Below are 26,601 nucleotides of genomic sequence, written 5' to 3'. Positions count from 1 at the left end.
AATATGCGTAAGAAAATTTATAAGCTGCACCGGGTACTTTCACTGGTTATTGCTCTTCCGGTGCTGTTGTGGGCGGTCAGCGGTTTTATGCATCCGATGATGACGAACCTGCGCCCGCAGATCGCCTCTCAATCCTATGTTGCACCAGGCATCGATACGGCACAGCTTATCGTACCGTTGCAGCAGGCATTACAGCAGAATGAGGTGGATTCCTTTAATAATGTGCATATCGTTCAGATGGGCGGACAGCAGTTTTACCAGGTCATCATAGATGGCTGGGGATCGGATACCCGCTATTTCAGTACGAAGACGGGGAACCTGCTTAAGGATGGAGATGCACTGTATGCCCGCTTTCTTGCGCGGGCCTTCCTGGAGGGTACAGGCAATCCGGGCTATACCGCCGGCCAACCCGAAGCCTTATCGGATCATGATTGTTGTATGATGGCCACAGCCCGCATCATGGACAGCCGGGGCGCAAAAATAACCGGCGTGGAGCGCATCACCCGATTTGATGGTGAATACAAATACATCAACCGCTTGCTGCCCGTTTATAAAGTGGCGTTCGACCGGCCGGACGGCATCCGTATTTATGTAGCGACCAATTCCGGACGGTTCGGGTTTGCCGTGGATAACCGCAGGGCGGCCTTTGACCGTTTCTTTGGGATCTTTCATACCTGGGAATGGATGAATGCACTAGGCACCACCAAATATTTTATCATGGTTGTGATAACGCTCCTGGGTTTTCTTACCACATTGCTGGGGCTCTACCTGTTCGTTGTTACCAAAACAAAAAGATCGGCACACCCGCTGGTAAAAGCGCGCCGGAACCACCGGTACACGTCACTGATAGCGTCGGTGTTCACACTGATGTTCACCTTCAGCGGGGGCTACCATGCGCTTGAAAAGTTATTACCGGTGAAGGTAAGGCCGGAGCAGCTGCCGCATACATTTTTGACGGCAGCCGTTGATCCGGATTTTAAAAAGCTGGGAGCAGCAGCAGGAGGGTATGCGATCCGCGACGTATCGCTTTGTACGATGAATGGTATTGTGTACTGGCAGCTTTATTTAAAGAAGGCTCCGGGTGTTACAGAAAGCAGGACCGATCTGATGAAAACAATGACGGCCGCAATGCCTGATGTGGTTTATGTCCGGGCGGATGATTACACGGTCCTGCAAAAAGGAGATGAACGATATGCCCGTTACCTTGCAGAACAGTTCCGGGGTGCTCCGCAAAGTGCTGATACACCGCTGGTGCAGCCCGTGACAAAGTTTACAGAAGAGTATGGATTCATCAATAAGCGTCTGCCCGTCTGGAGGGTCGGCTATTCCACCAACGGCAGGGAACGCTATTATATTGAAACCACAACCGGCGTGCTGGCCGCAAGGATACAGGACCGGGATCTGGCAGAAGGGTATAGTTTTGCTTTTTTTCACAAACATCATTTTATGGATTGGGGGGGCAAGATGACGCGCGACATCAGTACCCTGTTCGGAGCAGCAATGCAGATAGCCATGGTGGTGGTGGGGCTGCTGCTGTATTTTCGGTCCAGGCGCAGAAAGCAGGCCCCGTGATGCATTTCAGCCGGGCCTCAGCCCACAGTGGAGGCAAGGTCAAAGGTCATATACAATGCTACTTCGTCCTGGTCCGCACCGTTGTAGAGCTTCAGCCTGAAGCCGGTTATTTCAAACCCCTGCTTGCGGTAAAACCTGATCGCCGGCAGGTTCGTGTTCTGGGTTTCGAGTTCGAGCAGTCTGAAATGATGCATCCTTGAATGATCTATTGCCGCAGCAAGAAGCTTTTTGCCGATCTGCCTGCCCCTGTATTTTTCGGAAACAAGAAGGTTCTCAATATATAACGTGTTGTTCCATTGCCGGTGCTCACAAAGGATCCACCCGATGAGCTCATTTGCTTCATAAGCTGCAAACGAATGCCCCTGTTGCAGGATGCTGTTATACACGCTGATATCTTCATGGGTAGTGTTCCAGGTCTTGGTGTATTTTCTGAAGTTTTTTTTCAGTTCAAACCCTGTGATGTCCGGCGTATAGGTGCCGGTGACCGTATATATTTCCGTTGTGGTATAACCGTTGTGTCCAAACTGTTCGGTAGGGTTGCCTTCTATTGTTGTTAATGGGGCTATTCGTATCATTTTTTGTATCTGTTTTAAAAATAACAGCGCGGCTGTTCCCGCGGCGGCTTCGTACTTTTCTGAAAAGCCGGAAAATACCGGTTCTGCGCCATTGCCGTTAAAGGATCGATTTGGGTTCCTTTTCGGTGGAAAATTTGTTCTTATCGTTCCGATAGATGACCACATTTTCATTGCTGATGCTCACGATGCGTATGGCTTTGTCGATCCCTATTTTGTTAAATACCGATTCCAGGTAGGTGGTCACTTTCTCCATTTCAAATTCATACCTGCTGATCTCGTTTTCCAGTTTGTAGATCTGTTCATCATGGTCAACGATTTCCTGGGCTGCCAGATCGGTGATTTCACGGGCCGCAGTTTTCAGCAATTCATCCCGGACCGTTCTTATCTGCGTTACTTCATCCTCCATTTCTTTAATGTCGGATTTAAAACTTTCATAGTCCCTGAATGCGGCGGCAATCCTGGTGGTGGCTGTTTTAGAAGGCATCCTGACAATGTTTGACTAAAATTAATACGCATTTGCCGGACCACCAAACCTGTGCCCCGAATCCCCGTTATAAAAAGTATTAAAGCTTATCATTACATTTGTTTGTTTCGTGGTAAAAACGGACAGTATACAATAAAGTGAAAGGGCGGAATATTTTAAGACGTACAGGCTGTTTGTTGGTTACATTGCTGCTTTTTTGTGAGGTAGCGGCGCAGCCACCGGCCCGCTATTTCGGTAATATTTCGGTAGATAAAGGCCTTTCTCAAAGCACGGTGTTTGCGGTTGTTCAGGATTCTCTGGGTTTTATGTGGATGGGCACACAGGATGGACTGAACCGGTATGACGGCAAAAGTTTCAGGATCTACCGGCCCGTAAAGAACCTGCCGGGAAGTATCGGCTCCTATTATATAAAATGCCTGTTCACAGACCGGGAAGGGCGCTTATGGATCGGTGGCAACGGAGGCATCAGCTCCTATAATTACGAAGGCGATAGCTTTAATAATTATAACATCACGCCTCATCCGGGAGAATGGTATATCTCCGCTGTGATCCAGGATCCGCAGGGGATCTTATGGGCCTGTTCTAATTCCGGAGAGTTGTACCGGTCCGATAAGGCAGGCACCAGCTTCCGGGCGGTTGACTTCGACCGGGAGACATATGGTATAAAAGAACTGTACAGCATTACCCCCGTTGGCAAAAAAATGCTGCTGGGCACAGGGAACGGGTTGTGGTTGCTGGACCTGGATACTAAAAAAACCGAACCATTCAATGCCGGTGTGGGAAACGTGCGTATCAATACGGTATATGCAGACGGAAGCGATCTGTGGATCGGCACAGAAGGCGCGGGGCTGATACGCATGGATACAAAAGGTAAGCCGCCGGTGAATTACCGCCGCGGGACCTCCGGTATTCCCGATGATGATGTGCGCAGCATATGCAGGGATGCCACAGGTAATATATGGATCGGTACATTCAGGGGACTCGCCATATTGGATGCACAGGGCCGGATGCATAATTATTATCACCAGGCCGATCTGCCCTTTACGCTGAGCCAGAACTCTGTGCGTTGTATTTACCGCGATAAACAGGCGGGCATGTGGCTGGGTACTTTTTATGGCGGGGTTAACTATTACCACAGTCAGCAGATACGCTTTAACCAGCTGAGCCAGAATTCCGGCACACCTGCCCTTAATGATAAGGTGGTAAATGTGATCCGGCAGGATCATAAAGGCGGTTTCTGGATTGGTACCAACGACCGCGGACTCAATTACTGGCAGCCGGGTACTAACTCGATCAGATATTATACCCATAATGAAAACGGGCAGGGGCTTAGCTCCAATAATATAAAGGCCATCGCGTTTGGCGATAACGGCACTGTTTTTCTGGGAATGCACAATACAGGACTGGATCTTCTTGATCCCGCAACCGGCACCGGAAAAAATTTCCGTCATGATCCGGGCAATCCCCGCAGCATACCGGGCGATATGGTGTATGCGCTGTTAAAAGACCACTCCGGACGTATATGGGTGGGTACACGTAGCGGGTTCAGCCAGTTTCAGTATAAAGAAGCGGCATTCACGCCATTGTTTACCGACCGGACCGGCAGCCGGCTGAGTTCTGATGAGATCACTTTTTTGATGGAAGACAGCCGCCACCGGATCTGGATCGGCACCACCAGGGGCGTAAATCTTTTTTATCCGGACAATATGCTTTTCGAACCGCTTGCCCGGGCATCCCTCAGCAGCGATGTGATCAATTTTATAGCGGAAGATCCGGAAAAAAGGATATGGATCGGTACAAGGGACGGGCTCAATCTTTATGATGAGACCGCAAAATCCTTTATAAATTACAACCAGCGCAAGGACTTTTTAAGAGGCAATATCAACAGCATGCTACCGGATGACGAGGGTAACTTGTGGATCGCTGCCAATACAAGCCTGGTCAAATACCACCCCGGTACAGGAAAGCTCCAGTATTTCGACAGCAGGGACGGGCTACAGAACGGGCAGTTCAATACCTATGCTTCCTGTCGCGCTGCAGACGGAATGCTGCTGTTTGGGGGAATTAACGGGATCTCTTATTTCTATCCCCGCGCATTAAAGCAGGATGCGTTGCCCCTGCGTGTAACATTCACCGGACTGGAAGTGTTTGATCATACGGTGGTTCCGGGGGATGCTACCGGTATTTTAAAATCCCATATTAACCAGGCAGACCTGCTGCGTTTCGGACACGAGTATAAACAATTCGCAGTGTCGTTCAATACCTTTAACTATGTGTCTGCCAATCGTACAAAATACTTCTACAGGCTGGATGGGTTTGATAACGGCTGGCAGGAAACAGAGGGGGTACCCCGTGTCAGCTATACCAACCTGCAGCCCGGGAATTATACGCTGCATCTAAAGGCAGTGGGCCCGCAGGGAGAAGTAAGTCCGGAGCGCCTGCTGCGCATACGGATATTGCCGGTATGGTACCGGAGTACCTGGTTCTATCTTGTTGTGATATTGCTGATCGCCGCTGCTGCCTACTTTTTGTACAGGATCTTTACGGAGCGCATGCGGACCATGCATCAGCTGAAACTGGAGCGCCTGGAACGGGAAAAAGTAAATGATATCAACCAGGTAAAAACGGAATTCTTTACCAATGTATCACATGAGCTGCGAACCCCGCTTACACTGATCCTGGCGCCGCTGGAGGAGATGACACGTGAGCCGGTCGCTGATAAAAAGATACGCCGCCGGCATGAACTGATGCTGATGAATACCCGGCGTCTTTACCAGCTGGTGAACCAGCTTTTTGAATTCAGGAAAACAGAAATGGGTACCCGGCGGCTGCGGGTGTCGCGCAGCGACCTCGTCCGGTTTGCAAAAGAAGTGTACCGTTCCTTTAATGCCCTGGCTGAAAAAAATGAAACAGATTACCGGTTCTCGGCACCGGTGGAAGGACTGGTATTTTATTTCGACAGGGACGCGCTTGAAAACATCCTGTTCAACCTGTTGTCGAACGCCTTTAAATATACGCCTCTGCAGGGCCACATCACCCTTGGGCTTTCGCAGGAAGCCGGGCAGGCGGTGATACAGGTGACCGATTCGGGAACGGGAATCGAACGGCGGCATCTGGAGCATATTTTTGACCGCTTTTACCAGGTAGACCGCCAGGAAACAAACCTGGGCTCCGGCGTGGGGCTGGCATTTACCAAACGGCTGGTGGAGCTGCATCACGGTACCATAGAGGTGAATAGTGTTCCGGGGCAGGGAAGTGTATTTACTGTCCGTCTGCCCATGGATGACCCCGCTTATGAAGGGGATGTCAAGGTGGAAGGAGCTGCAGCAGAACAAATAAGTGATGATCCTGCCGGTGAGGTGGAGGAGCCGGTGACCCTGACCGGCGATAAGGAATCGGACGGTATGGAAACAGCGGCATCCTTACTGGTGGTGGATGATAACGAAGAAATGGTGCAGTATATAAAGGAATATTTCAGTACAAAATATACCGTGGAAACCGCCGGGAACGGGGAAGAAGCCCTGGAGCTCCTGCGGACCTATCAACCCGATCTGATCATCAGTGATATCATGATGCCGGAGATGGACGGACTGCATTTCTGCAGACGCATCAAGCAAAATATCCAGACCAGCCACCTGCCGGTTTTGCTGCTCACGGCCAAAAGCGAAACCCGTCAGCAGATAAAAGGTTTTGAAATGGGAGCAGATGCCTATGTGACCAAACCTTTTTCAATTGCCCTGCTGGATGCCCGGGTGCAGAGCCTGCTCCGTTCCCGCCGCCAGCTAAAAGAATATTATTCAGCCAGCAAAACGGTGGAGCCCGACAAGATCACCTTTAATACGATCGATGAAGAATTTTTAAGACAGGTGATCTCCGTTGTAGAGGAGAATATTGATGCCTATGATTTTTCGGTGGATAAGCTGAGCCGCGAGGTGGGCATGAGCCGCACCAACCTGTATCTGAAACTAAAGGCGATAACCGGCGAATCGGCCACTGCCCTTATCCGCCGTATCCGGTTAGGCAAGGCCGCCGGGCTGATCGAATCGGGAAAACACACCATTGGCGAAATCGCCTATTTATGCGGCTTTAATACTGCGTCTTATTTCTCCACCGCATTCAGGCAGTTCTACGGGTGCATGCCATCCGAGTACCTGGAACGGAAAAGAGATCCGGATGGCAGCGATCCGTTGTGAGCTGCCATCCGGTACTTTTTCCGGGGCATCAGCATCCGTGGATCTCTTATTTATCCCGTTTTTGGCTGTATTACAGTCCCGCTTCATCAAATTTGAAAGTTTTTTAATTGATTTTGAAAACCCGGATGTCTTCCGGGCGCTAGTTTAGTGCCGGATAAAACAGGATAGGCTGTATGAATAAGATAATTGCGATCGTTTGTTTGTTGATCCTGGCCGCTCAATACCCGGCCGCCCAGGAAATGCCCATTAGCAGGGAAAGTTTTGAAAAGATCAACCTGGGCTTCCCCGGACTGGAAAAAGTAAACGCCCGCGTAAATGAGGGAGAATACCGGGAGGCGGCTGCGGCCCTGCTGGATTATTACAGGAGCAGGACAGGAGTGCGTCACCTGGATTTTAATGCCGCCGATGCAAAACAGTTCGCCGGCAGAAAAGTAGACTCCAATACACTGTACCTGGCCAATAATGTGCTGCTGCACCGGTTTAAACCGCATAAAGGATATCCTATGTTTGACTATGGCCGTGACATTAACTGGCAATACCGTCCGGTGCAGGATCAGCTGCTGACCACATTCCTGCACCGGACCGCTTTCTGGGAACCGCTGGGGTTGGTATACCGGGCCACCGGTGATGAAAAATATGCGAAGGAATGGGTGTCCCAGGTGCGCGACTGGATCAGAAAGAACCGGCAGGGGGCTTATCCGGATGACCAGGAATATGCCTGGAAGGCCTTTGTGGTATCTTTCCGGCTGAATCACTGGTCGGGTTTTTTCAACCTGTTCCTTCACTCTTCCCATTTTACGCCGGCTTTTTTAATGGAGTTCCTGAACTCCTATAATGAACAGGCGGATTATGTGATGCACCATTATACGGATAAGGGCAATCACCGTTTATATGAGGCGCTTCACCTGATGTACGCAGGAAGTACTTTTCCGGAGCTGAAGGCAGCATCAGGCTGGCGTAAAAGCGGAATAGGAGTACTGAATGCGGAGATTGTAAAACAGGTGTTGCCGGATGGCATGCAGTTTGAGCTGTCTCCGGGCTATCATATCGGCACTATAAAAATTTTCCTGGATGCTTTACAGATCGCGCAACTCGGAGGTGTGGCACAGGAATTCCCGGAACAATACCGGAGCCTGGTGGAAAAAATGGTGCTGGCGGTTGGTAAATACTCTTTTCCGGATTACACCTATCCGCTGTACGGAAATGCTTTCCAGACCACAAAAAAGGCGATGCTGGATAACTACCGGACATGGGCGGCTGTTTTTCCAAAAAACAGGGTGATCGAATATTATGCGACTGATGGTGCTTCCGGCACCCGGCCGGATTATCTTTCATCGGTGCTGCCCGATGCCGGCTTTTATGCCTTCAGAAGTGGCTGGGGCAGGAACGCCACTGTAATGCAGATAAAGGCGGGACCGCCCGCGGCGTTTCATTCACATCCCGATAACGGCAACTTTGTACTTTGGGTGAAGGGCCGCGATTTTACGCCCGATGCCGGCAGTTTTGTATATGCCAATGTGGGCAATCAGGAAAATGCCAAACGGGACTGGTACCGCAGTACCAGGGCACACCAGACACTGACCCTGGATGATAAAACGATCATCAATAAGGCTTCATTAAAAAAATGGGAGCCCTGCGCGGAACCGGAAATACTGAGTTATGTAAACCCCGGCTATGGGGAACTGAATCACCAGCGGACCTTTTTATTTATCGACCGGACCTGTTTTATTATCATTGATAAAGCCTTTGGACGGGCAACCGGTAAACTGGGGATCCATTTTAATTTTAAAGAAGACAGTCAACCCGTGCTGGACCATAAAACTCACAGGGCTTATACCACCTACAGCGATGGGAACAACCTGCTGATTCAGAATTTTAACAGGGACAAGGTCGATATGAAGGAAGAGCAGAGTTTTGTGTCGTATGAATATCAAAAGGAAGAGCCACGACCTGCCTTTGCATTTGAAAAGCAGAAAGCAGACACAACAGCACAAATCTTTATGACCGTATTGTATCCTTACAGTGGTTCGGTGGTACCGGTTATAACGGTGAAGGAGCAGGCCGGCAACGATCTTATGAACGGGAAAATCGATCTTACGCTTATTGTAGATGGCGTAAGTAAAAAGATAACGGCATCCTTTTAGGCGCACCGGGAGACCGGAGTCCTTGTAAACAGGCTGGTAAGCGCACGCATCTAAACCTTTTCTAAACATAAAAATCTGCAACATGAACAAACGATTCCTTTGCTTTGGAACGCCCCTGGTAGTGCTTTCCTTTGCCACTGCCTGTACAAAAACGAACAATCCAGCCGCCCTGCAGGCTGCCGGCAGCATTACTGCAACGGGCCGCGCCACAGCCTTTTTTACCGCAGGTGATACGATACTGAATGTTAGTTATGAAAACGGCACGACCAGTTCGGGTATTACGGGTCTCAACCCAACGAATGCGCCTGCCCCGGATGCGGCGTATATGATTACCCCGGGCGGCAACAGTAACTATGCCATCGCACATAAGGTTACCCTTGGAGATACCGGTTATTATTCCAATGAGGCCTGGCGCAGTGAATCCGATGCGGATATGGCAGGGGCTGCCGCACGCTTTTTACCGGGTGATGAACGCCGGTACGAATTTAGTGTCTATCTGAAGGATTGGGAAGAGTGGAACAGCGCAAACCCGGCATATGGTGATAATATCTTCCAGTTAAAGGTTTCAGGCGGGGCGCTGGTACCGGTACGCATCCTTACCAAGCGCAATGCCATCGTAACACGCAATACCAGTTTCCAGGATAACCTGGTGGCCGACTTCCGCTCTTATATCAATCAGTGGATCCATTTCCGGATCGATGTAAAATGGGCCGATACCAATACAGGATATTTAAAGATCTATACCCGGCTGCCGGGCCAGACCAGCTATAACCTGGTGCTCGAACGGAATAATTATGCCACCTATACCGGAACGGGACTCCAGGGACAGCATGGCTATATCAAATGGGGTGTGTACCGGGAGGCGGGCAAGGACGCCGCCGGCAATGTGATCATCGGCGATAACGTACTTACCCGTATTGCCTTTCATGATGATATCCGGATCATCGCGTTAAATTAAACCGGCTCCGGACCCTGGGTGGTTTCCGGAAGAACCGGCATACCCGCTGATGCCGGTAAGAAAGCCGTAAATGATTATTTTTTATTGAAAATAAAAAATGGAACGGTTATTGTATAATAAAGTTATCATTCAAAGAACAAAGTCCGGGTTACCGGTTAAGATATTAAATTTTCTCATAAGCAGTTAGTTTTGGTTGCGCCCCCTGTTTCCACAGGGGGCTATTTTATTAAGGGAAGAATATCCGGTTTCTAACAGAAATACAACGGTGTGCTGTTGCCGGCTTATTTTTGCGGACGGGTTTCTCACCGGGTATGGCAGCGCTGCAACGGACCTATAAACGGTATGGTTTCTGTTGTAAATGTTGGGTATGGCCGGTGATTTTTCCGGAAGTGGCTCCCGCAGGAATGCGGCAGCCGGTAAATATTGTTTCTATCCATTCAGAACCTTAGGTAATAACTATGACTGCCTTTGTAAAAAAAATAAAACTGTTTTTTAAGGAAGCCGTTGCATTGCTGAAAGCGTCTGCAAAAGGGTTCTCAGAAGACAAGGTGCCCAAGCTCAGTTCTTCGCTGGCTTACTGTACGGTGTTTTCGATCGCCCCTTTACTGACCATTGTTATTGCTACTGCAAGTATCATCTATAGTAAGGATGCGATCGAAGGTAAACTGCACGCCGAGCTGACCGGTTTTGTAGGCGCCAAGCTGGCAGGGGATATCGAATTGTTTGTAGCCAATGCGGAGCTTAGCGGAAAGAACATGATTGCCCTGATCATTGGCGGAATTACCCTTATTATAGGTGCTACCGCTGTTTTTACCGAGATACAGGATAGTATCAATACCATCTGGAATGTAAAGGCCGTTCCTGAAAAAGGGTGGAAGAAACTGGTTGCAAACCGCCTGCTGTCTTTTTCCCTGATCGTTTCACTGGGGTTCCTGCTTTTGGTGTCGCTGGTGATCAGCACCGTGCTCACCGGTCTGCAGCACGAATTACAGCAATACCTGTCTTTCTCTTCTCTGTCTATTTTCAAAGTAGTGAGTCTGGTGGTCACCTTCCTTGTGATCACCCTCTTGTTTGCCGTGATTTTTAAAGTGTTGCCGGATGTACAGTTGAAATGGAAGCCGGCTTTGATGGGGGCCGGGTTCACCGCAGTGCTGTTTATGGTCGGCAAATTCCTGATCCAGCTGTACGTTACCCAAACCAATACGGGAGCTGTATTTGGTGCTGCCGGCTCTGTTGTAGTGTTTATGGTTTGGGTGTATTATACCGCATTGATCTTATACTTTGGGGCAGAATTTACGGAAGCCTATGCAGAACGCTACCAGATGCGCATCCGGCCCTCAAAATATGCGGTTCATTTAAAAACAGTTGTGGAAACCATCGAGCCCGGACCTGCGGCATAAGCGGTGTTGTCGATGTCCTTTTCCCCCGTATCCGGAATGCTATTGTGTGGATAAGGCCTGTACTTCATTCAGGAGTGGCACCTGTGCCGGGTTGATCCGTTGCTGGGCTTCATCGCCGGAGAACCATTCCCAGCGGTCTACTTCCGGCACCGCTATCATGCTGCCCGATCGCGGCGGCCATTCAAGGGTAAAGCTGTTGCTGCTTAATGCCGTCGTATCAATATCGCCCTCCAGGGCCCAGGCAATGATCCGTTTTCCTCCTTTCTGTTGCACAGGGGACAGGGGTAAAAAAATGCCATGAACCGCCTGCCCGGTTTCCTCTCTGAATTCGGTGCAGGCACGTTCCAGCGGATCTTCACCTGCGGCCAGTTCTCCCTTGGGTATCGACCACGCGCCCCGGTCCTTATTTTTCCAGAAAGGGCCACCGGGATGCACTAGGAAAAACAACAGATCGTTTTTATTTTTTTTAAATAATAATATGCCAGCGCTTGTCTTCATGATGACAAAGCTAATACACCGCCTGTTGATGCGGGCATCTTTTCCGGTGTTTTATCCTTTTTGCGGTCTTCTTTGCTTTTTCTTTTTTCAAAACCGGAACTTTTTCTTTTTCTAACGGCCGGGCCACCGGGGATGATGGAATACGAATGGCCGGGGTTCTATGTGTGTGTTGTTCTGACGCCGGTGTTCAACTTGTTTGATAGTTTTACTGATTATTTTATTATTTTAGCAGTTGTATCCACATTGCATACATGCTCTTCAATTTAATCGCTTATCAATCTTTTTTGCCTTTATGAAGTTATTCTCATTGGTGCAGCTGTTGCTGGCTCCCGTTTTTATGATTTTTGGAACAGACAGTACCTCTTTACCAACCTCAAAACCCATCGCCGGATATTCTGTACAGGAAGGGAAAGTGATCGATTTACTGGCTCCGCAAAACAGCTCCAAATGGCGGGGCTACAATGGTAAAACGCTGTCTCCCGGCTGGACGATCAGCGACGGTATGTTGTGGATGAACGACGCGGCAAAGCCGGATACGGCCTACAAAGGCGGACGCGACGTGATCTTCGGCGGACAGGAATTTGAATATTTTGAACTGACAGTAGACTGGAAGATCGCAGAGGGAGGTAACAGCGGGATCTATTATCATGTAAAGGAAGGCTACGGTTCCCCATCCAGCATCAGTCCGGAGTACCAGCTGATCGATGATGCCAACTATGCCCGCCTGCACAGCGATCTTAAAGATTACAACGCTCAGTTCGGAGCCGAGCATCCGGAGCAATTACAGGACTGGCAAAAGACCGGTGCCGATTATGCCATGCATACAACGGACGAAGCCAGGAAATTGCTGCATCCTGTTGGTGAATGGAATACCACGAAGATCGTGGTCGCCCCCGGCCGTACCGAGCACTGGCTGAATGGTGTAAAGCTATTGAGTTTTAAACCCTGGTCGGACGACTGGTATGCCCGTAAAAAATCAGGCAAATGGGCAAAAAGCCCCGATTACGGAAAATTTAAGACCGGCTATATCGGTTTTCAATATCACGGAAGCTCTATGTGGTTTAAAAACATAAAGGTACGACCACTTTAATAAGCCATTTACTAAAGATTAAAATCTAAAACAAAAAGACACATATGAAAAGAAGAAGTTTTATAAAAACCACAGCTGCGGGAACGGTTGCTTTTATGCTGCCGTTCTCTTCTTCGGCTTTTAACTCCGATAAAAAATTAAGGGTGGCCCAGGTAGGACTTGGTGCCATGGGCAACGGTGATCTGATGGCCATTGCTTCACACCCGGCTGTGGAGATCGTGGCGCTTTGCGACGTGGACAGCAATGCCCTGGATAAAGTAAAGGCTAAATATAAAAAGGCAAAACTTTTCGCCGACTATAAAGAGATGTTCAAAGCCATGGGCAGTCAGATCGATGCGGTGGTGGTATCTACAACCGACCATGCACATGCACCTGTTTCCCTGGCGGCCATGGATCTGAATAAACACGTGTACTGTCAGAAACCACTGACCCATTATATTTCCGAATCAAGAAAAATGGATGCAGTGGCTGCTGAAAAGAACCTGATCACCCAGATGGGCATCCAGGTGCACTCCTTTTATGATTACAAGCTGGCTACGATACTGATCCAGAAAGGGATCATTGGTAAAGTAAAAAAAGTGATCGCCTGGTCGCCGAAGGTCTGGGGATATGACGGCCCCGAACCACAGGGGAGCGATCCGGTACCCGCAGGACTGAACTGGGATCTGTGGCTGGGTACTGCAAAAAAGCGGCCGTATAAGAACGGGCTCTATCACCCGGGTAACTGGAGAAAATGTATCGACTATGGTTGTGGTACGCTGGGCGATATGGGCGTACATATTTTTGATACGCCCTATAATGCATTAAAGTTAAGCGTGCCGCTTACCGTTAAGAACGAATGCCGTGCTCCCAATGATTTTGGTCACCCGGAAAAAAATCATGTAAGCTATGTGTTTCCCGGAACACCTTATACAGCAGATACATTGGAGTGGGTATGGTATGATGGTAAAGGAGCACCGGAACTGCAAAGCGAGCTGGAGCTTCCCGGAGGCGAAGCCTTACCGGACCAGGGTGCCATGTTTATCAGCGAAAACGGTCAGCGGTTGTTATTGCCGCACTTTATGCAGCTGCCCAAACTGATCGTGGATGGCAAATTTGTTCCCATCGATATCAAGAAATATGATCCCGATGGTACTGCCGGAAAGCCGGTTACCAGTTATGATGCGGAGACCCCCAAGCATTATCATGAATTTGTGGATGCCTGTCTGGGTACAACCAAATGCAGCGCACCCTTCTCTTATGCCGCCAAGCTTACGGAAGTGATCCTGCTGGGTGTGATCGCTGCAAGGTTCCCGGGTGAAACGCTTCACTGGGATGGCGAAAATGCCCGCTTCAAAGAAGATAAGGCCAATAAGTTTTTAGCCGGAGGCGGAGCAGTATAGAACGGCTTCAAGTCAGAGGTTGTCATTCTGAACCAGGGCCGGAATGACAACCTTTTTTAGTTGCCGTTGATCACCGTAATGACAAACACACGCGCGGTCATTCTGAACTTGTTTCAGTATCTTACATAAACTATATATCGTATATTGAAAAGTAACGTTGGTATAACGATGCTGCATGCGGCACATTATGTTCTTAACAACAAATAATACGCCTCTTTTAAAGAAGGGATGGTTTCATTAAGCCACATGTTTTATATTTGCCGGATGAGACAAAGAGCAGGCCTCTTATTGCTTCTTTTTCTGTTACACAATACGGCATTTAACCAATTATTAAAGCTCCCCACTTTAGTGGCACATTTTCAGGAGCACCAGCAGCGGAATGAAGGTATTGGTATAGCTGAGTTTTTGTGTATGCATTACTGCGGGCCGGATATTAACGATGATGATGATGACAGGGACCGTCAGCTCCCCTATAAAAATATTACGTCCGGCACCATTCAGCACACTTTTATACCGCTTGCAAAACCTGTTTCGATTCACTGTACTTCTATAACAACCTCGTGTGTCCCTTATATTCTTTTAAAGGACCATAACATCCCCGACCCTGCACTTGCTGCGCTCTTTCGTCCGCCGCGGACCCATTTTTAATTCTTACAGGATCATTATTGTGCTTTCTGCCGGCTCCGGCCGGTGGAAGGAATTATTTACTATTTGAATTAACGAAAAAAGATTATGCTAAATAAGATTATTAGCTTTTCTGTAAAGAATAAGCTGATTGTTGGTCTGCTGGTACTGGCGCTAATCGGATGGGGCAGTTTTGAAGTGAGCCGGTTGCCCATCGATGCCGTACCAGATATAACAGACAATCAGGTGCAGGTTATCACGGTTTCCCCTGCACTGGGTGCACCGGATGTGGAGCGGCTGATCACCTTCCCTATAGAACAGGCCTGCAGTAATATTCCGGGCCTGAAACAGATCCGGAGCTTTTCGCGTTTCGGCCTGTCGCTGGTCACCATCGTGTTTGATGATGCAACGGATGTTTACTGGGCGCGGCAACAGATCAGTGAACGGCTGCAACAGGTACAGCAGGAGATTCCCGAGGGAGCAGGGTCACCGGCCATGGCGCCTGTTACCACGGGGTTGGGTGAGATTTATCAATATGTGGTACGGCCCAAAGCGGGCTATGAAGGTAAATACGGCCCCATGGAGCTACGCACTTTGCAGGACTGGGTAGTGCGCCGGCAATTGCTGGGCACGCCGGGTGTGGCAGATGTGAGCAGCTTTGGCGGTCAGCTGAAACAATATGAAATAGCGGTAAAGCCGGAACAGCTTAAGGCGTACAATATCACCATCGGCGCTGTTTTTGATGCGCTGGAAAAGAACAACCAGAACACCGGTGGTGCTTATATTGAAAAAGGGCCTACCGTATTGTATATACGCAGTGAAGGACTTACCACCGGCCTGGAAGATATCGAAAAGATCGTGGTAAAGAACCTGGACAACGGCATGCCGCTGCTGATAAGGGATGTGGCTGCCGTAGGGCTGGGAGCGGCTACCCGGTATGGTGCCATGACCTTTAACGACAAAGGGGAGGTGGCCGGAGCTGTGGTGATGATGCTGAAGGGGGAGAACTCGTCGGCAGTGATAAAACGGGTAAAGGAAAAAGTGGCGGAAATACAGCAATCATTGCCCGAGGGTGTGGTGATTGAACCCTTCCTCGACCGTACCAAGATGGTGAATAATGCGATAAAGACGGTGGAAACCAATCTTGTCGAAGGCGCGTTAATCGTGGTGTTTGTCCTTGTTTTCTTCCTGGGCAATCTGCGCGCAGGGCTTATTGTTTCTTCCGTTATCCCCCTGTCCATGCTGTTCGCCATCATACTTATGAATAAGTTTGGGGTAGGAGGTAACCTGATGAGCCTCGGTGCGATCGATTTCGGTCTTATCGTTGATGGTACGGTCATCGTGGTGGAGGCCATCCTGCACCGCTTTTCCCATTCCCGGCATTTCAGGAACACAGGTGTGATTACCCAGCATACCATGGATGCGGAGGTGAACGCCTCAACCGGAAATATGATCAAATCTGCTGTCTTCAGTCAGATCATTATCCTGATCGTATACTTCCCCATACTCTCCCTCCAGGGCATTGAAGGCAAAATGTTCAAACCGATGGCGTTCACGGTAGCCTTTGCCATCCTGGGGGCATTTATCCTGTCGGTGACCTATGTACCGATGATGAGTGCATTATGCCTCAGCAAAAAGATCCGCCACAAACGTACCCTGGCCGACCGGATGATGGGTTGGCTGGAACGCCGCTACCAGCCATTGCTGAAACGTATGCTGCAGTTACCCCGAACGGTTATCGCTACCACGCTGGTGCTCTTTGCGATCGCTGTTTATCTGCTTGGCAAAATGGGCGGGGAGTTCATACCGGAGCTGGAAGAGGGCGACTTTGCTGTAGAAACCCGTTTGCTTACCGGAAGCAATCTGAACACGACCATTGATGCGACGCAAAAGACAGCGGGTATCCTGCTTAAAAAATTTCCTGAAGTGGAAAAGGTGGTGACCAAGATCGGCAGTGCTGAGATCCCAACAGATCCCATGCCGCTGGAGGCAAGCGATATGATGGTGATATTGAAAGATAAAAAGGAATGGACCTCTGCGCATTCCTTTGATGAACTGGCAGAAAAGATGACAAAGGAACTGTCTGTAGTGCCCGGTGTAAGCGTGGGCTTCCAGTTCCCGGTGCAAATGCGTTTTAACGAATTGATGACGGGTGCAAGACAGGATGTGGTCTGCAAGATATTTGGAGAAGACCTGGACTCCCTGGCATGGTATGCACACCAGCTCAGCGAAGTGATAAAGACAGTGGAGGGCGCGATCAACCTGTATGTGGAAACCGTTACCGGTATGCCGCAGGTGGTCATACATTACGACCGCGATGCCATGGCTACCTACGGGCTGAATGTAAGTGACATCAACCGCGTGGTAAATACCGCTTTTGCAGGGCAGACCACGGGATTGGTTTACGAGGGTGAAAAAAGGTTTGACATGGTGGTACGCCTGGCTGGCGAATCCCGTAAGAATATTACAGATGTGCAGCGACTGCTGATCCCCACTGCCAATGGCCTGCAGATTCCGCTGGAACAGGTGGCCCGTGTGTCGGAGATAGAAGGCCCCAACCAGATCCAGCGGGAAAACACCCGGAGACGGATCATTGTAGGATTTAATGTTAATGGAAGGGATGTACAAAGTATGGTTACAGAGCTTCAGCAAAAAGTGGCAACGCAGCTCAAACTGCCATTGGGATATTCTATTGTTTATGGCGGAGCCTTTGAAAACCTGACAGCTGCCAAACAACGCCTGGGCATCGTGGTGCCTATTGCGCTTATCATGATCTTCCTGTTATTATACTTTGCATTTAATTCGGTAAAACAGGGGCTGCTGATCTATACCGCCATCCCGCTTTCGGCGATCGGGGGGATCCTGGCGTTGTGGATCCGGGACATGCCCTTCAGTATTTCTGCAGGAGTTGGTTTTATAGCACTCTTTGGAGTGGCGGTGCTGAACGGGATCCTGCTGGTAACAGAATTTAACCGGTTGAAAAAAGAGGGCTGGGATGATGTGAAGCGGATCGTTATGCATGCCACAAAATCAAAGCTGCGTGCAGTGCTGATGACGGCGTTGGTGCCTTCGCTGGGTTTTATCCCGATGGCCGTTAGCCAGGGTGCAGGTGCCGAGGTGCAGAAACCGCTGGCGACGGTGGTAATAGGAGGTCTCATTATTTCTACGCTGCTCACCCTTTTCGTTCTGCCGGTACTTTATATCCTGTTTGAAAAAGGATTCCGCTATTTCCGGCTCGTAAAACGATCCGTTGCGGTTGGTCTGCTGGTACTGTTCCTGCTTCCCGCTGCGGCCCCGGCGCAGCAGTCCGTTAGTTTGCAACAGGCGGTGGACACGGCCCTCAAGAACAATCTTTCCCTGCAGGTGTCAAAAACGGGAGTGCAATATTACCGTGCGCTGGAACGGAGTGCCGTGGATATAGATAAGACGGAGCTGGGGGTTGAATATGGAAAGATCAACAGTGGGGCCAATGACAACCGGTTCACCGTATCGCAGGCTTTTCAGTTTCCTGCGGTTTACCGGCATCAGCGGAATGTGAACAATACCAATGTCAACATCAGTCAGGCTGCCGTCCGGCTTAAGGAAACAGAAGTAAAGATGTTGGTAAAGCAGTTGTTCTATTCCCTGCTGGTAATGCAACAACAAGAGCGGCTGCTGCTGGAGGCCGACAGCATGTATGCAGAAGTGTTGAAAAAATCTGACTTACGGTTGAAGCTGGGTGACGTGGACAGTCTGGAAAAATCCACTGCAGAGAACCTTCGGTTCCAGGTCGCCAATCAACTGGCATTGCTGCGGGGGGATTATGAGGCAACGCTGAGCCGGTTCCGCATGGTTTTAAATACAGCAGCCCCCCTGGTGCCGGTTGGTGATGATATTAACTACCGGCTGGATCATCTTCCGGATACGGCTGTTATTGATCATACCCCGACCATAGAACTACAGCAGTTTGAAACGCAGCGCACGGCGCAGCTTTACCGGCTGGAGAAAAGCCGCATGCTGCCCACGCTGAACCTGGGTTATAGTAATACCAGCATCATCGGATATCAGCGGGTAGGAGATGCAGAGACCTACTTTAATGGGGGTAACCGCTTCTCTGCGGTAAATGTAGGCATCGGCATCCCGTTATTTGCAGGGGCACAGCGTTCCCGTATACGGTCGGCGGCCATCCTGTTGCAGCAACGGGAACAGGAGTTAAAGACGGTGCGGCAGCAGCTGAATACGGATCTGCTGAATGCAATACGTATTTATACGCGCAACAGCGGACTGGTGCGCAACTACCAGCATGTGTTATTAAGGAATGCAGCAACCGTTATTAACGGGGCCTCCAAAAGAATGAACAGCGGGGAGATCAGCTATCTCGACTGGGTGATACTGGTGAACCAGGCGCTGGAAACGCGCAGCCGTTATTTTGAAATGGTGGAGCAACTCAACCAATCGGCCTTTACGGTGGAAAAATTAAGTGGAATCAATTGATCATAAAAAAGAGCATCGTTATGCAAAAGATATTATTACTGGTATTGGGTGTTTGCAGTTTGTTTGCAGCCTGTAAGCAGGGCCAGCCAGCGTCAAAACAAAACGAAAAAAATAAAACGACCGCGGCAGCACCGTCTGAAAATAATGTGCGTTTAACGGCGGAACAGATCCGGAATGCCGGAATAGAACTGGCCGGACCGGAAGCAAAGGAAATGCATACGTTATTAAAAGTAAACGGGGTGATAGATGTGCCGCCGCAGAATATTGTTTCAGTAAGCATGCCGCTGGGAGGCTATCTAAAAAGCATGAAGCTGCTGCCCGGTATGCAGGTGAGCAGGGGGCAGGTGCTGGCCGTGCTGGAGGACCCGCAGTACATACAACTGCAACAGGATTACCTGATGGCCAGAAGCAAGTTAGGCTTCCTGGAAACCGATTTTAACCGGCAGAAAGAACTGAATGCTTCAAAAGCCAATAGCGATAAGGTGTTTCAACAGGTAAAAAGCGATTATGAAAGTCAGCGGGTGCTGGTCCGCTCGCTGGCAGAAAAGTTGCAATTGATCCATGTCAATCCGGATCGCCTTACGGACCATACCATTACCAGCCGGGTGAACATTTATTCACCGCTCAGTGGTTTTGTAACAAAAGTAAATGTGAATCCCGGCAAATATGTAAGTCCTACCGATGTGCTGTTTGAACTCATCAACCCCGGAGATATTCATCTGAGTCTTACCGTATTTGAAAAAGATGTATTGGACCTTGTAAAAGGACAGCGGGTCAGCTGCTATACCAATAATAATCCTAATGAGAAATACGGTGCACGCATCCACCTGATCACGAAAAATATTGGTCAGGACCGTTCCGCGGAGGTGCATTGCCATTTTGACCGCTACGATAAACGCTTGCTGCCGGGTATGTTTATGAATGCGGAAGTGGAGCTGGATAATGCAAAGGTAACTGCTGTACCCAACGATGCGGTAGTTCGGTGGGAGAATAAGAACTACGTTTTTATGGCTAGAGGCCAGGGCGAATTTCGTATGGAGCCGGTGGATGTCGGCAGTGTTAACGGCGATTATACAGAAATAAAGTCAACGCTTCCCGCCGGACAGATCGTGAGCAGGAATGCTTATTCGCTGCTGATGAAAATGAAAAATACCGGAGAGGAAGAGTAGCATAAAAAGATAGACCCCTGTGGAAACAGGGGTCGCAACCAAAACTAACTGCTTATGAGAAAATTTAATTTTCGGACTTTGTAACTTATTAAACGCGCTGGGGTGAAGATTATTGTATTTTTTTATTAAAAAAAAGAAAAATGCGGGTACGGTACCATTTACTGGTATACAACTTATTAAAGGCCAGTACAAAAAATGTTAACTGCTTTATTTATATAGAATATTTATATGCAACGCAGCGGGCATGGAGTACTGAATGGGGCGTCCCTTTATGGGCAGTTGTTGCAATTTCTGCTTATCGCCGCCCTGGCATTCATCAGTATAAGGGCTTCCGCTGACCGGCCGGGAACGAACTGCTGATTAAAAAGATGCTATTTTGTAATACCGAAGGGTAACGATGCATTCAGCGTTTTACCCAAGGGGAAGACAATCATTAGCTGGTTATCTACATGTGAGCCGTACACTTTAATATACTGAGTGGATTCGGACTGCTGAAGTATCATCGGTGATTTTTGCCTTAAACACTTTATACTTTCCATCTTTTGTGTACCGATTTTTTGCGTCGTATTTGATCTAATATCCATCCCGGTCAGGTAAAAAAAAATAACAGGAGTGCTAATGTGGTCGTACGAAACTGTGGAATATATTCCCCGTTTTTTCAACGAATGTGTATGGAAAAGCGAATGTTTTAGGCTGTGAATATAAGTGGAAGCGTTCCGGAGGCCGGTAGTATACAGGAACGATAATTGTATTTTACTATTGCCGGGATCGCTAAGCAGTACCTGCTTCTTGATGACCCGTTAAAGCATTTTAAAAATTATATGTATGAAAACAACAAACAAACTCCTGATCACCGCCACTGCAATTTTCCTATGGAGCTGCGGCGGACAAAACTCCAATGACCCGGCAGCCAAGGCAGACAGTGTGAATGAAGCGGTGACCGATAGTGCGCAGTCGGCCGGTATACCGATGGCAGCTCCTGCAGAGGACGATGCTAAATTTGCAGTGGACGCAGCAAACGGCGGAATGGCTGAAGTACAGCTGGGGCAGCTTGCCCAAAGTAAGGCTACGGATCCGAAAGTAAAAGAGTTCGGTCAAATGATGGTGACCGATCACTCCAAAGCCAACGAAGAATTGAAAACATTGGCAGCAAGTAAGAATATAACCCTGCCGGCTGCGCCCAGTGAAGCAAATCAAAAGACAGAGGCCGATCTGACCTCAAAGAGCGCTGCCGATTTTGATAAGGCCTACATCAAACAAATGGTAAAAGATCATGAGGCGACTGTAAAACTTTTTGAAGACGGCCAGAAAAATGTCAAGGACGCCGATATCAAAGCGTTTATTGATAAGACGCTTCCTGTATTGAGAACCCATCTTGAACAAAGTAAAAGTCTGGATAAGGCAAAATAACTCCATAGTTCGGTGTCAGGCTGATCGTTGAAGTAAGTGACCATAACAGATAATGCAGATGCGGCGCACCGGTCATTATACAGTTCCGGGATATCCCTCGTCTGTGTGTTTTTATTGACAGCGTACCCGAGGATACCGGTTTTCAGGCCCGCTTATCTTAATGTAGATGCGTTCTTTGGGATTGCGAGTCTGATAAAGATTTTTTGCCGGGCAGGTCTGGCAGCGCAACAGGAAACAGCGCATCCGTCCGGTAATGGTCTTCCGGCTCCTGGCTTCCGGAGTCTTTTTTTGCGGTCATTTATAAAAAGGAATGGCATGATTTTCTAATGCCTTTTTGAAACATGCAATATGAAAGCAAAAGCTTCCTGGTTTGAAAGTGCTGCTAATAAAGTAACCCGCTGGACGGGTTCGTCCGCAGCCTTTGGTATTGCGGCAGGCGTGATACTGGTATGGGGGATTTCGGGCCCGGTGTTCGGGTTCTCCGATACCTGGCAGCTGGTCATAAATACAGGCACTACCATTATAACCTTCCTTATGGTATTTCTTATTCAAAAAACACAGAATAAAGATTCCAAAGCCATCCAGTTAAAACTGAATGAACTGATCGCTGCCAGCAGGATGGCCAGTAACCGGCTGGTAGATGTGGAAGACCTGAACGAGCAGGAACTGGATACGCTGCATAAGTACTATCAAAAACTGGCAGATGCTATGGCAAAGGAAAAAGACCTGCATACCTCGCATTCCATTGATGCTGCGGAAGCGCTGCACCGGCTTAAAATTAAAAGCTCTGTAACCGGCGATGATAAAGCAGCATGAAACGGTTATTGAAACCTGCAGCCGCCTGATGGCGGAACAGCAACTTACTATGGCGAGTGCTGAAAGTGCTACGGCAGGTAAGCTGGCCTATGCTTTTTCACAAACGGAATATTCCGGGACCGTGTTGAAGGGGGGATTGATAAGTTATGATGCTGCCATAAAAGAAAAGATCCTGAAAGTGCCCGTTGCATTGGTGGAACGCTACAGTCCCGAGTCGAAAGAAGTGACCCGCGAAATGGCCCTCCGGATCAGGGCGCTTATGAAGGCGGATATTTCCGTGGCTGTTACCGGACTTACAACCCCCGGCGGAAGCGAAAGGCCGGGAAAGCCTGTGGGTACCATGTTCTATTGTATCGAATTTAAAAAAAATATCATCGACCGGTGCAAGATCTTTAAAGGCAGCGCGGATGAAATAATTGATGGGACCATTGAACAGATCGCAAGGACGATCATACGAATGTTGCGGACTTCAAACAATAAGCGTGAAGAATGATTACCGTCAGGCACGGTTGTTTATATCGGTTTTACCGATTCCTTTAACACTGTTGCTGCAGGTATACCTTCCGGCGAAGGGTCCATCTTTAGTCCGGAAAGTTTTTTGAAGCCGCCCCCTTTCTCCTGTATCAGTACTTTCATGCGGCTGCCCATGCCCATAAGCACTGTTTGCGACAACAGGAAGCCCGACTGAAGCGTAAAACCGCAAATTTCCTCCAGCTGCCTGGCTATTATGATTCCGAAGGCAGGAGTAAGTGTGGCGCAGGTATAAAAATCTTCTTGTGGTGCCGTGGGGTGCTCCTCTGCGGTGTAATAGCCCAGCAGGGGATGATACAGACACAATTCCATATAATCCCTGAAGGAGATGGCGCCGGTGTCTTTTATTTTTTGTATGATCAAACCGGAAAGGTCCATACCCTTCCGGGTTCAAGAATAGCACCAAAACAAGCAGGTATTGCCATGTTTGGCCGCAACAGGGCGTATTAAGGCGTTTCTCCTAAATGGGTATTGAAGATCATTTGACGAAAACAAAAGGAACGGCAGCAGCACAGGAGTTGTTTTTTTTAAGCGTAAAATAATTTTTTATTGATGTCCCCTGGCTGTGAAGATGAATCTGGCAAGGAATTTGTTAAAAGTATATTAACCTCTTAGCGTTATTCAGCATGGATACATGATCCATACAGCATTCGATTCATTGGTTATAAGGTTAGCAGTTTGCATTTACTATCAGTATGTCCATAGCTCAACTTATGCACCACTTTCAAATGGCACAGAGTTCTTCTGTGCCATTGATGTTTAGGGTGCGTTAGTGGTTAAAAGGAGGACACTGAAACCAGAGGCGGGCGATACGGGCTGGTTGCTGATTGCCGGCAGACTGTCTGCCGGCACTTTAAACGGTAATACCTTCTTTTGCAATCAGGATTTCTTTTTATTACTTTAGAGTAATGAACAACGATACCTTTTTTGCTCCCGAGCTTTTTATCCCCAATGGCGTACGCGATGTTTCTTTTTATGAAAGGGCATTCGGTGCTGTCGAGCTGCGGCGCTTCTCCAATGAAGACGGCAGCATTCATGTATCCGAGCTAAGCATCAGCGGAACCTTATTTCATCTGCACGAAACTACCTCAGCCTCCTGTTATTTTTCACCTGATGTACACAACGGTACCACGGTTTGTATCGGCCTTTTTGTTGCTGATGTGGATTCCGTAATGAAACATGCCATCAGCGCCGGTGCTGTGGAAATCAATCCGGCACAGGATTATGAATACGGATACCGGCAGGGTGTAGTCAAAGACCCCTTTGGGCATTACTGGCAGGTGCAGCAAAAGATATAAGTTTATCGGTTGTTTCCTGATCGGACAACTATCCGGAGCATCAGTACCGGTATGCATCCGTGGCAACGCTTATCACTGCCCTGCGGAAAATGAGATTACGGTCGTACCATTTTCAGTTCCCTCATCTAAGCAAACAACTGCTTTTTGATAAATGCTGCAGCCTGCAATACGGCGGTTTGTACTGCGGGAATATGTGCCAACGGGTTCAGCATCCCATAATCATGGATCATCCCCTGGTAGCGGGTGTGTGTTACAGGTACGCCGGCTTCATTCAACTTGCGCGCATAGGCCTCGCCCTCATCGCGCAGTACATCATTTTCTGCAGTTTGTACCAGGGCAGGGGGCAGCCCCTCCAGCTCTTCCGGCCGCGCCTGCAGCGGTGAAGCATATTTGTGTTTACGGTCCTCCGGATTTGTGGTGTAGTTATCCCAGAACCATTGCATCATATTCCTGGTAAGAAAGCGATCCTTCGCAAAAAGATTATAGGAAGGTGTATCAAAACCGGCATCTGTTACCGGCCACAAAAGTACCTGGGCTTTTATGGCCGGTCCATTTTTGTCTTTTGCCATCAGGGTAATGGCGGCTGTCATATCACCTCCCACGCTGTTACCGGCAATAGCCAGGTTCTTTCCGTCCACGCCAATTTCACTTCCATGCTCGGCTACCCATTGTGTGGCCGCATAAATTTCATTAATGGCTGTGGGATATTGGGCCTCCGGCGATGGCGTATAATCCGGAAATACCGCTGCCGCCCCACTTTCCACCACCAGGTCGCGCACCAGGCGCCGGTGCGTGGGATAATCGCCCAGTACCCAGCCGCCTCCGTGTATAAAGATAAATACGGGCAGATCTCCGGTTGCTCCCCTGGGTTTTACGATATGGATGTTTACGCTAAGCCCGTTCTGCGTAATGTTTTTTTCCTGTTCCTCGATACCGGAGTCATTCATCTTCACTGATTTTTGAGCATCCACCAATACCTGCCGCGCTGCTGCGGGTGACAATTCTTCTATGGGTTTGCCGTCGCCGGTGTTAAGTGCTTTTAAAAAACTGCGGACCTCCTTATAGATTTTCGGATCGTTTGCTGCGTCGGCAGCCGCTTGTTCCTGTGTCATAACCGGGCGGTTTAAAGGTGAATGAATCAGATAAATTAATTGATCGTACAAAACTAAAAAGCAAATACCGGGCCGCCAATGGAAGCAAGGAGTATATCATTGTATTTTTTCTCCTGAGGAGATGGATTCAGCCAGGTTAAGCCGGTATGTTTGCCGGCTTTTTGATTTTTTTGATGATTACATCCGCGACATATAATGCCGGCTGTTTTTTCTATATCATATCCAGCGGTTTGCGTTTTTCCGCTCTTATATTTTTAAAATGACTGGGTGTAAACCCCGTTACTTTTTTAAACTGATTGCTTAAATGGGCCACGCTGGAGTAGTTGAGCTGAAAAGCGATCTCACTGAGCGAAAGTTCATCATATACCAGCAGCTCCTTTACCCGTTCAATTTTCTGGTGGATAAAGTATTTTTCAATGGTAGTCCCCTCGACCTCGGAAAACAGGTTGGACATATAATTATAATCATGATGCAGCTGGCTGCTCAGGTAGTCCGACAGGTTCACTTTTAATTCCCCGTCCTGCTGATGTACCAGCTGGATGATATGCCTTTTAATGCTCTCGATCATCCGGCTTTTTTTATCGTCGATCAGTTCAAAACCCAGCTCATTCAGTCCGGCTTCCAGCTTTTGTTTTTCACCCGGGGTAATATCCCGTTCCAGTTCCACTTCGCCCAGTTCCACGGAAACAGGTTGCAGATGCAATTTCTCCAGTTCGGTTTTTACCGCCATTTTACAACGGTTACAAACCATATTCTTTATATACAACTTCATTGGCTTCTTATTTAAGGTTCCGGAAAAGATACGGTCTTTTCCGGGGCCGGTAAAATTAAGCATTTAACACATGATACACTGCCTGGGTTGCCGGGAGCAT

The 26,601-nt window shown here is 48.7% G+C and carries 20 protein-coding genes; 13 read left to right on the top strand and 7 right to left on the bottom strand.

From position 1 onward, the window contains the following. Positions 1–3 precede the first annotated feature (3 nt). Positions 4–1,572 (top strand): hypothetical protein, encoded by a 1,569-nt coding sequence (locus tag K7B07_RS27070; protein ID WP_223713734.1) that lies wholly within the window; start codon positions 4–6, stop codon positions 1,570–1,572. Positions 1,573–1,589: 17 nt separating this feature from the next. On the opposite strand, the gene K7B07_RS27065 is transcribed toward K7B07_RS27070, so the two are convergent. Then, a complete protein-coding gene (locus K7B07_RS27065; protein WP_223713733.1) occupies positions 1,590–2,147 on the bottom strand; it encodes a GNAT family N-acetyltransferase in 558 nt (185 codons plus the stop codon). Between the two features lie 97 nt (positions 2,148–2,244). Continuing rightward, entirely contained in the window at positions 2,245–2,631 is a 387-nt protein-coding gene (locus K7B07_RS27060) for a hypothetical protein (RefSeq protein ID WP_223713731.1), read from the bottom strand. Between the two features lie 173 nt (positions 2,632–2,804). Here K7B07_RS27060 and K7B07_RS27740 point away from each other — a divergent pair, with 173 nt between their 5' ends. From K7B07_RS27740 to K7B07_RS27025, 4 genes are all read left to right on the top strand, one after another. Then, positions 2,805–6,824: a hybrid sensor histidine kinase/response regulator transcription factor gene (locus K7B07_RS27740; RefSeq protein WP_262903594.1), complete on the top strand. Its 4,020-nt coding sequence runs from the start codon at positions 2,805–2,807 to the stop codon at positions 6,822–6,824. Positions 6,825–6,997: 173 nt separating this feature from the next. Next, positions 6,998–8,968 (top strand): heparin-sulfate lyase HepC, encoded by a 1,971-nt coding sequence (gene hepC, locus K7B07_RS27035; RefSeq protein ID WP_223713729.1) that lies wholly within the window; start codon positions 6,998–7,000, stop codon positions 8,966–8,968. 82 nt (positions 8,969–9,050) lie between these two features. Then, the gene (locus tag K7B07_RS27030; RefSeq protein ID WP_223713728.1) at positions 9,051–9,926 is read left to right on the top strand and encodes a heparin lyase I family protein; all 876 of its coding nucleotides are present in this window, start codon (positions 9,051–9,053) and stop codon (positions 9,924–9,926) included. 458 nt (positions 9,927–10,384) lie between these two features. After that, positions 10,385–11,326: a YihY/virulence factor BrkB family protein gene (locus K7B07_RS27025; protein WP_223713726.1), complete on the top strand. Its 942-nt coding sequence runs from the start codon at positions 10,385–10,387 to the stop codon at positions 11,324–11,326. 39 nt (positions 11,327–11,365) lie between these two features. On the opposite strand, the gene K7B07_RS27020 is transcribed toward K7B07_RS27025, so the two are convergent. After that, the gene (locus tag K7B07_RS27020) at positions 11,366–11,824 is read right to left on the bottom strand and encodes an NUDIX hydrolase (RefSeq protein WP_223713724.1); all 459 of its coding nucleotides are present in this window, start codon (positions 11,822–11,824) and stop codon (positions 11,366–11,368) included. Positions 11,825–12,116: 292 nt separating this feature from the next. On the opposite strand from K7B07_RS27020, the gene K7B07_RS27015 reads away from it, so the two are divergent. Both K7B07_RS27015 and K7B07_RS27010 read left to right on the top strand, forming a co-directional pair. Beyond that, positions 12,117–12,914 (top strand): 3-keto-disaccharide hydrolase, encoded by a 798-nt coding sequence (locus K7B07_RS27015; RefSeq protein WP_223713723.1) that lies wholly within the window; start codon positions 12,117–12,119, stop codon positions 12,912–12,914. A gap of 44 nt (positions 12,915–12,958) precedes the next feature. After that, entirely contained in the window at positions 12,959–14,296 is a 1,338-nt protein-coding gene (locus K7B07_RS27010; RefSeq protein ID WP_223713721.1) for a Gfo/Idh/MocA family protein, read from the top strand. A 345-nt stretch (positions 14,297–14,641) separates the two neighbouring features. On the opposite strand, the gene K7B07_RS27005 is transcribed toward K7B07_RS27010, so the two are convergent. Beyond that, on the bottom strand, positions 14,642–14,836 hold the full coding sequence (locus tag K7B07_RS27005) for a hypothetical protein (protein ID WP_223713720.1): 195 nt from the start codon (positions 14,834–14,836) through the stop codon (positions 14,642–14,644). A gap of 192 nt (positions 14,837–15,028) precedes the next feature. Between K7B07_RS27005 and K7B07_RS27000 the strand changes: the two genes are divergently transcribed. The 5 genes from K7B07_RS27000 to K7B07_RS26980 all read left to right on the top strand — a co-directional run bounded on the left by K7B07_RS27000 (position 15,029) and on the right by K7B07_RS26980 (position 23,281). Next, positions 15,029–19,393 carry a CusA/CzcA family heavy metal efflux RND transporter gene (locus K7B07_RS27000; RefSeq protein WP_223713718.1) on the top strand — a complete coding sequence of 1,455 codons (4,365 nt, stop codon included), beginning with the start codon at positions 15,029–15,031 and terminating at the stop codon, positions 19,391–19,393. A gap of 20 nt (positions 19,394–19,413) precedes the next feature. Beyond that, entirely contained in the window at positions 19,414–20,562 is a 1,149-nt protein-coding gene (locus tag K7B07_RS26995) for an efflux RND transporter periplasmic adaptor subunit (RefSeq protein WP_223713716.1), read from the top strand. Positions 20,563–21,387: 825 nt separating this feature from the next. Continuing rightward, positions 21,388–21,972 carry a DUF4142 domain-containing protein gene (locus tag K7B07_RS26990; RefSeq protein ID WP_223713715.1) on the top strand — a complete coding sequence of 195 codons (585 nt, stop codon included), beginning with the start codon at positions 21,388–21,390 and terminating at the stop codon, positions 21,970–21,972. Between the two features lie 348 nt (positions 21,973–22,320). Next, positions 22,321–22,788 (top strand): low affinity iron permease family protein, encoded by a 468-nt coding sequence (locus tag K7B07_RS26985; RefSeq protein WP_223713713.1) that lies wholly within the window; start codon positions 22,321–22,323, stop codon positions 22,786–22,788. Continuing rightward, a complete protein-coding gene (locus tag K7B07_RS26980; RefSeq protein ID WP_223713711.1) occupies positions 22,772–23,281 on the top strand; it encodes a CinA family protein in 510 nt (169 codons plus the stop codon). Before K7B07_RS26985 ends, K7B07_RS26980 begins: the two co-directional genes overlap by 17 nt. A gap of 20 nt (positions 23,282–23,301) precedes the next feature. Here the strand turns inward: K7B07_RS26980 and K7B07_RS26975 are convergent, their stop codons facing one another. Continuing rightward, positions 23,302–23,697 (bottom strand): hypothetical protein, encoded by a 396-nt coding sequence (locus K7B07_RS26975; RefSeq protein ID WP_223713709.1) that lies wholly within the window; start codon positions 23,695–23,697, stop codon positions 23,302–23,304. Between the two features lie 530 nt (positions 23,698–24,227). On the opposite strand from K7B07_RS26975, the gene K7B07_RS26970 reads away from it, so the two are divergent. Continuing rightward, entirely contained in the window at positions 24,228–24,617 is a 390-nt protein-coding gene (locus K7B07_RS26970; RefSeq protein WP_223713708.1) for a VOC family protein, read from the top strand. Positions 24,618–24,742: 125 nt separating this feature from the next. Here K7B07_RS26970 and K7B07_RS26965 read toward each other — a convergent pair whose 3' ends face one another. Both K7B07_RS26965 and K7B07_RS26960 read right to left on the bottom strand, forming a co-directional pair. Beyond that, positions 24,743–25,729 (bottom strand): alpha/beta hydrolase, encoded by a 987-nt coding sequence (locus K7B07_RS26965; protein ID WP_223713706.1) that lies wholly within the window; start codon positions 25,727–25,729, stop codon positions 24,743–24,745. A gap of 211 nt (positions 25,730–25,940) precedes the next feature. Further along, the gene (locus K7B07_RS26960) at positions 25,941–26,501 is read right to left on the bottom strand and encodes an AraC family transcriptional regulator (RefSeq protein WP_223713704.1); all 561 of its coding nucleotides are present in this window, start codon (positions 26,499–26,501) and stop codon (positions 25,941–25,943) included. Positions 26,502–26,601 lie beyond the last annotated feature (100 nt).

This window comes from Niabella beijingensis (assembly GCF_020034665.1).
Lineage (GTDB): Bacteria > Bacteroidota > Bacteroidia > Chitinophagales > Chitinophagaceae > Niabella > Niabella beijingensis.
This window is presented reverse-complemented; position numbering and strand designations above follow the sequence as displayed.

What these genes read in the sequence shown, in the direction of transcription:
- K7B07_RS27030 (WP_223713728.1), top strand. Translation starts at nt 9,051, where the DNA reads ATGAACAAACGATTCCTTTGCTTTGGAACGCCCCTGGTAGTGCTTTCC.
- K7B07_RS27015 (WP_223713723.1), top strand. Translation starts at nt 12,117, where the DNA reads ATGAAGTTATTCTCATTGGTGCAGCTGTTGCTGGCTCCCGTTTTTATG.
- K7B07_RS27010 (WP_223713721.1), top strand. Translation starts at nt 12,959, where the DNA reads ATGAAAAGAAGAAGTTTTATAAAAACCACAGCTGCGGGAACGGTTGCT.
- K7B07_RS27065 (WP_223713733.1), bottom strand. Translation starts at nt 2,147, where the DNA reads ATGATACGAATAGCCCCATTAACAACAATAGAAGGCAACCCTACCGAA.
- K7B07_RS26975 (WP_223713709.1), bottom strand. Translation starts at nt 23,697, where the DNA reads ATGGACCTTTCCGGTTTGATCATACAAAAAATAAAAGACACCGGCGCC.
- K7B07_RS27025 (WP_223713726.1), top strand. Translation starts at nt 10,385, where the DNA reads ATGACTGCCTTTGTAAAAAAAATAAAACTGTTTTTTAAGGAAGCCGTT.
- K7B07_RS27060 (WP_223713731.1), bottom strand. Translation starts at nt 2,631, where the DNA reads ATGCCTTCTAAAACAGCCACCACCAGGATTGCCGCCGCATTCAGGGAC.
- K7B07_RS26980 (WP_223713711.1), top strand. Translation starts at nt 22,772, where the DNA reads ATGATAAAGCAGCATGAAACGGTTATTGAAACCTGCAGCCGCCTGATG.
- hepC (WP_223713729.1), top strand. Translation starts at nt 6,998, where the DNA reads ATGAATAAGATAATTGCGATCGTTTGTTTGTTGATCCTGGCCGCTCAA.
- K7B07_RS27070 (WP_223713734.1), top strand. Translation starts at nt 4, where the DNA reads ATGCGTAAGAAAATTTATAAGCTGCACCGGGTACTTTCACTGGTTATT.
- K7B07_RS26990 (WP_223713715.1), top strand. Translation starts at nt 21,388, where the DNA reads ATGAAAACAACAAACAAACTCCTGATCACCGCCACTGCAATTTTCCTA.
- K7B07_RS27000 (WP_223713718.1), top strand. Translation starts at nt 15,029, where the DNA reads ATGCTAAATAAGATTATTAGCTTTTCTGTAAAGAATAAGCTGATTGTT.
- K7B07_RS26970 (WP_223713708.1), top strand. Translation starts at nt 24,228, where the DNA reads ATGAACAACGATACCTTTTTTGCTCCCGAGCTTTTTATCCCCAATGGC.
- K7B07_RS26985 (WP_223713713.1), top strand. Translation starts at nt 22,321, where the DNA reads ATGAAAGCAAAAGCTTCCTGGTTTGAAAGTGCTGCTAATAAAGTAACC.
- K7B07_RS26960 (WP_223713704.1), bottom strand. Translation starts at nt 26,501, where the DNA reads ATGAAGTTGTATATAAAGAATATGGTTTGTAACCGTTGTAAAATGGCG.
- K7B07_RS26965 (WP_223713706.1), bottom strand. Translation starts at nt 25,729, where the DNA reads ATGACACAGGAACAAGCGGCTGCCGACGCAGCAAACGATCCGAAAATC.
- K7B07_RS27020 (WP_223713724.1), bottom strand. Translation starts at nt 11,824, where the DNA reads ATGAAGACAAGCGCTGGCATATTATTATTTAAAAAAAATAAAAACGAT.
- K7B07_RS26995 (WP_223713716.1), top strand. Translation starts at nt 19,414, where the DNA reads ATGCAAAAGATATTATTACTGGTATTGGGTGTTTGCAGTTTGTTTGCA.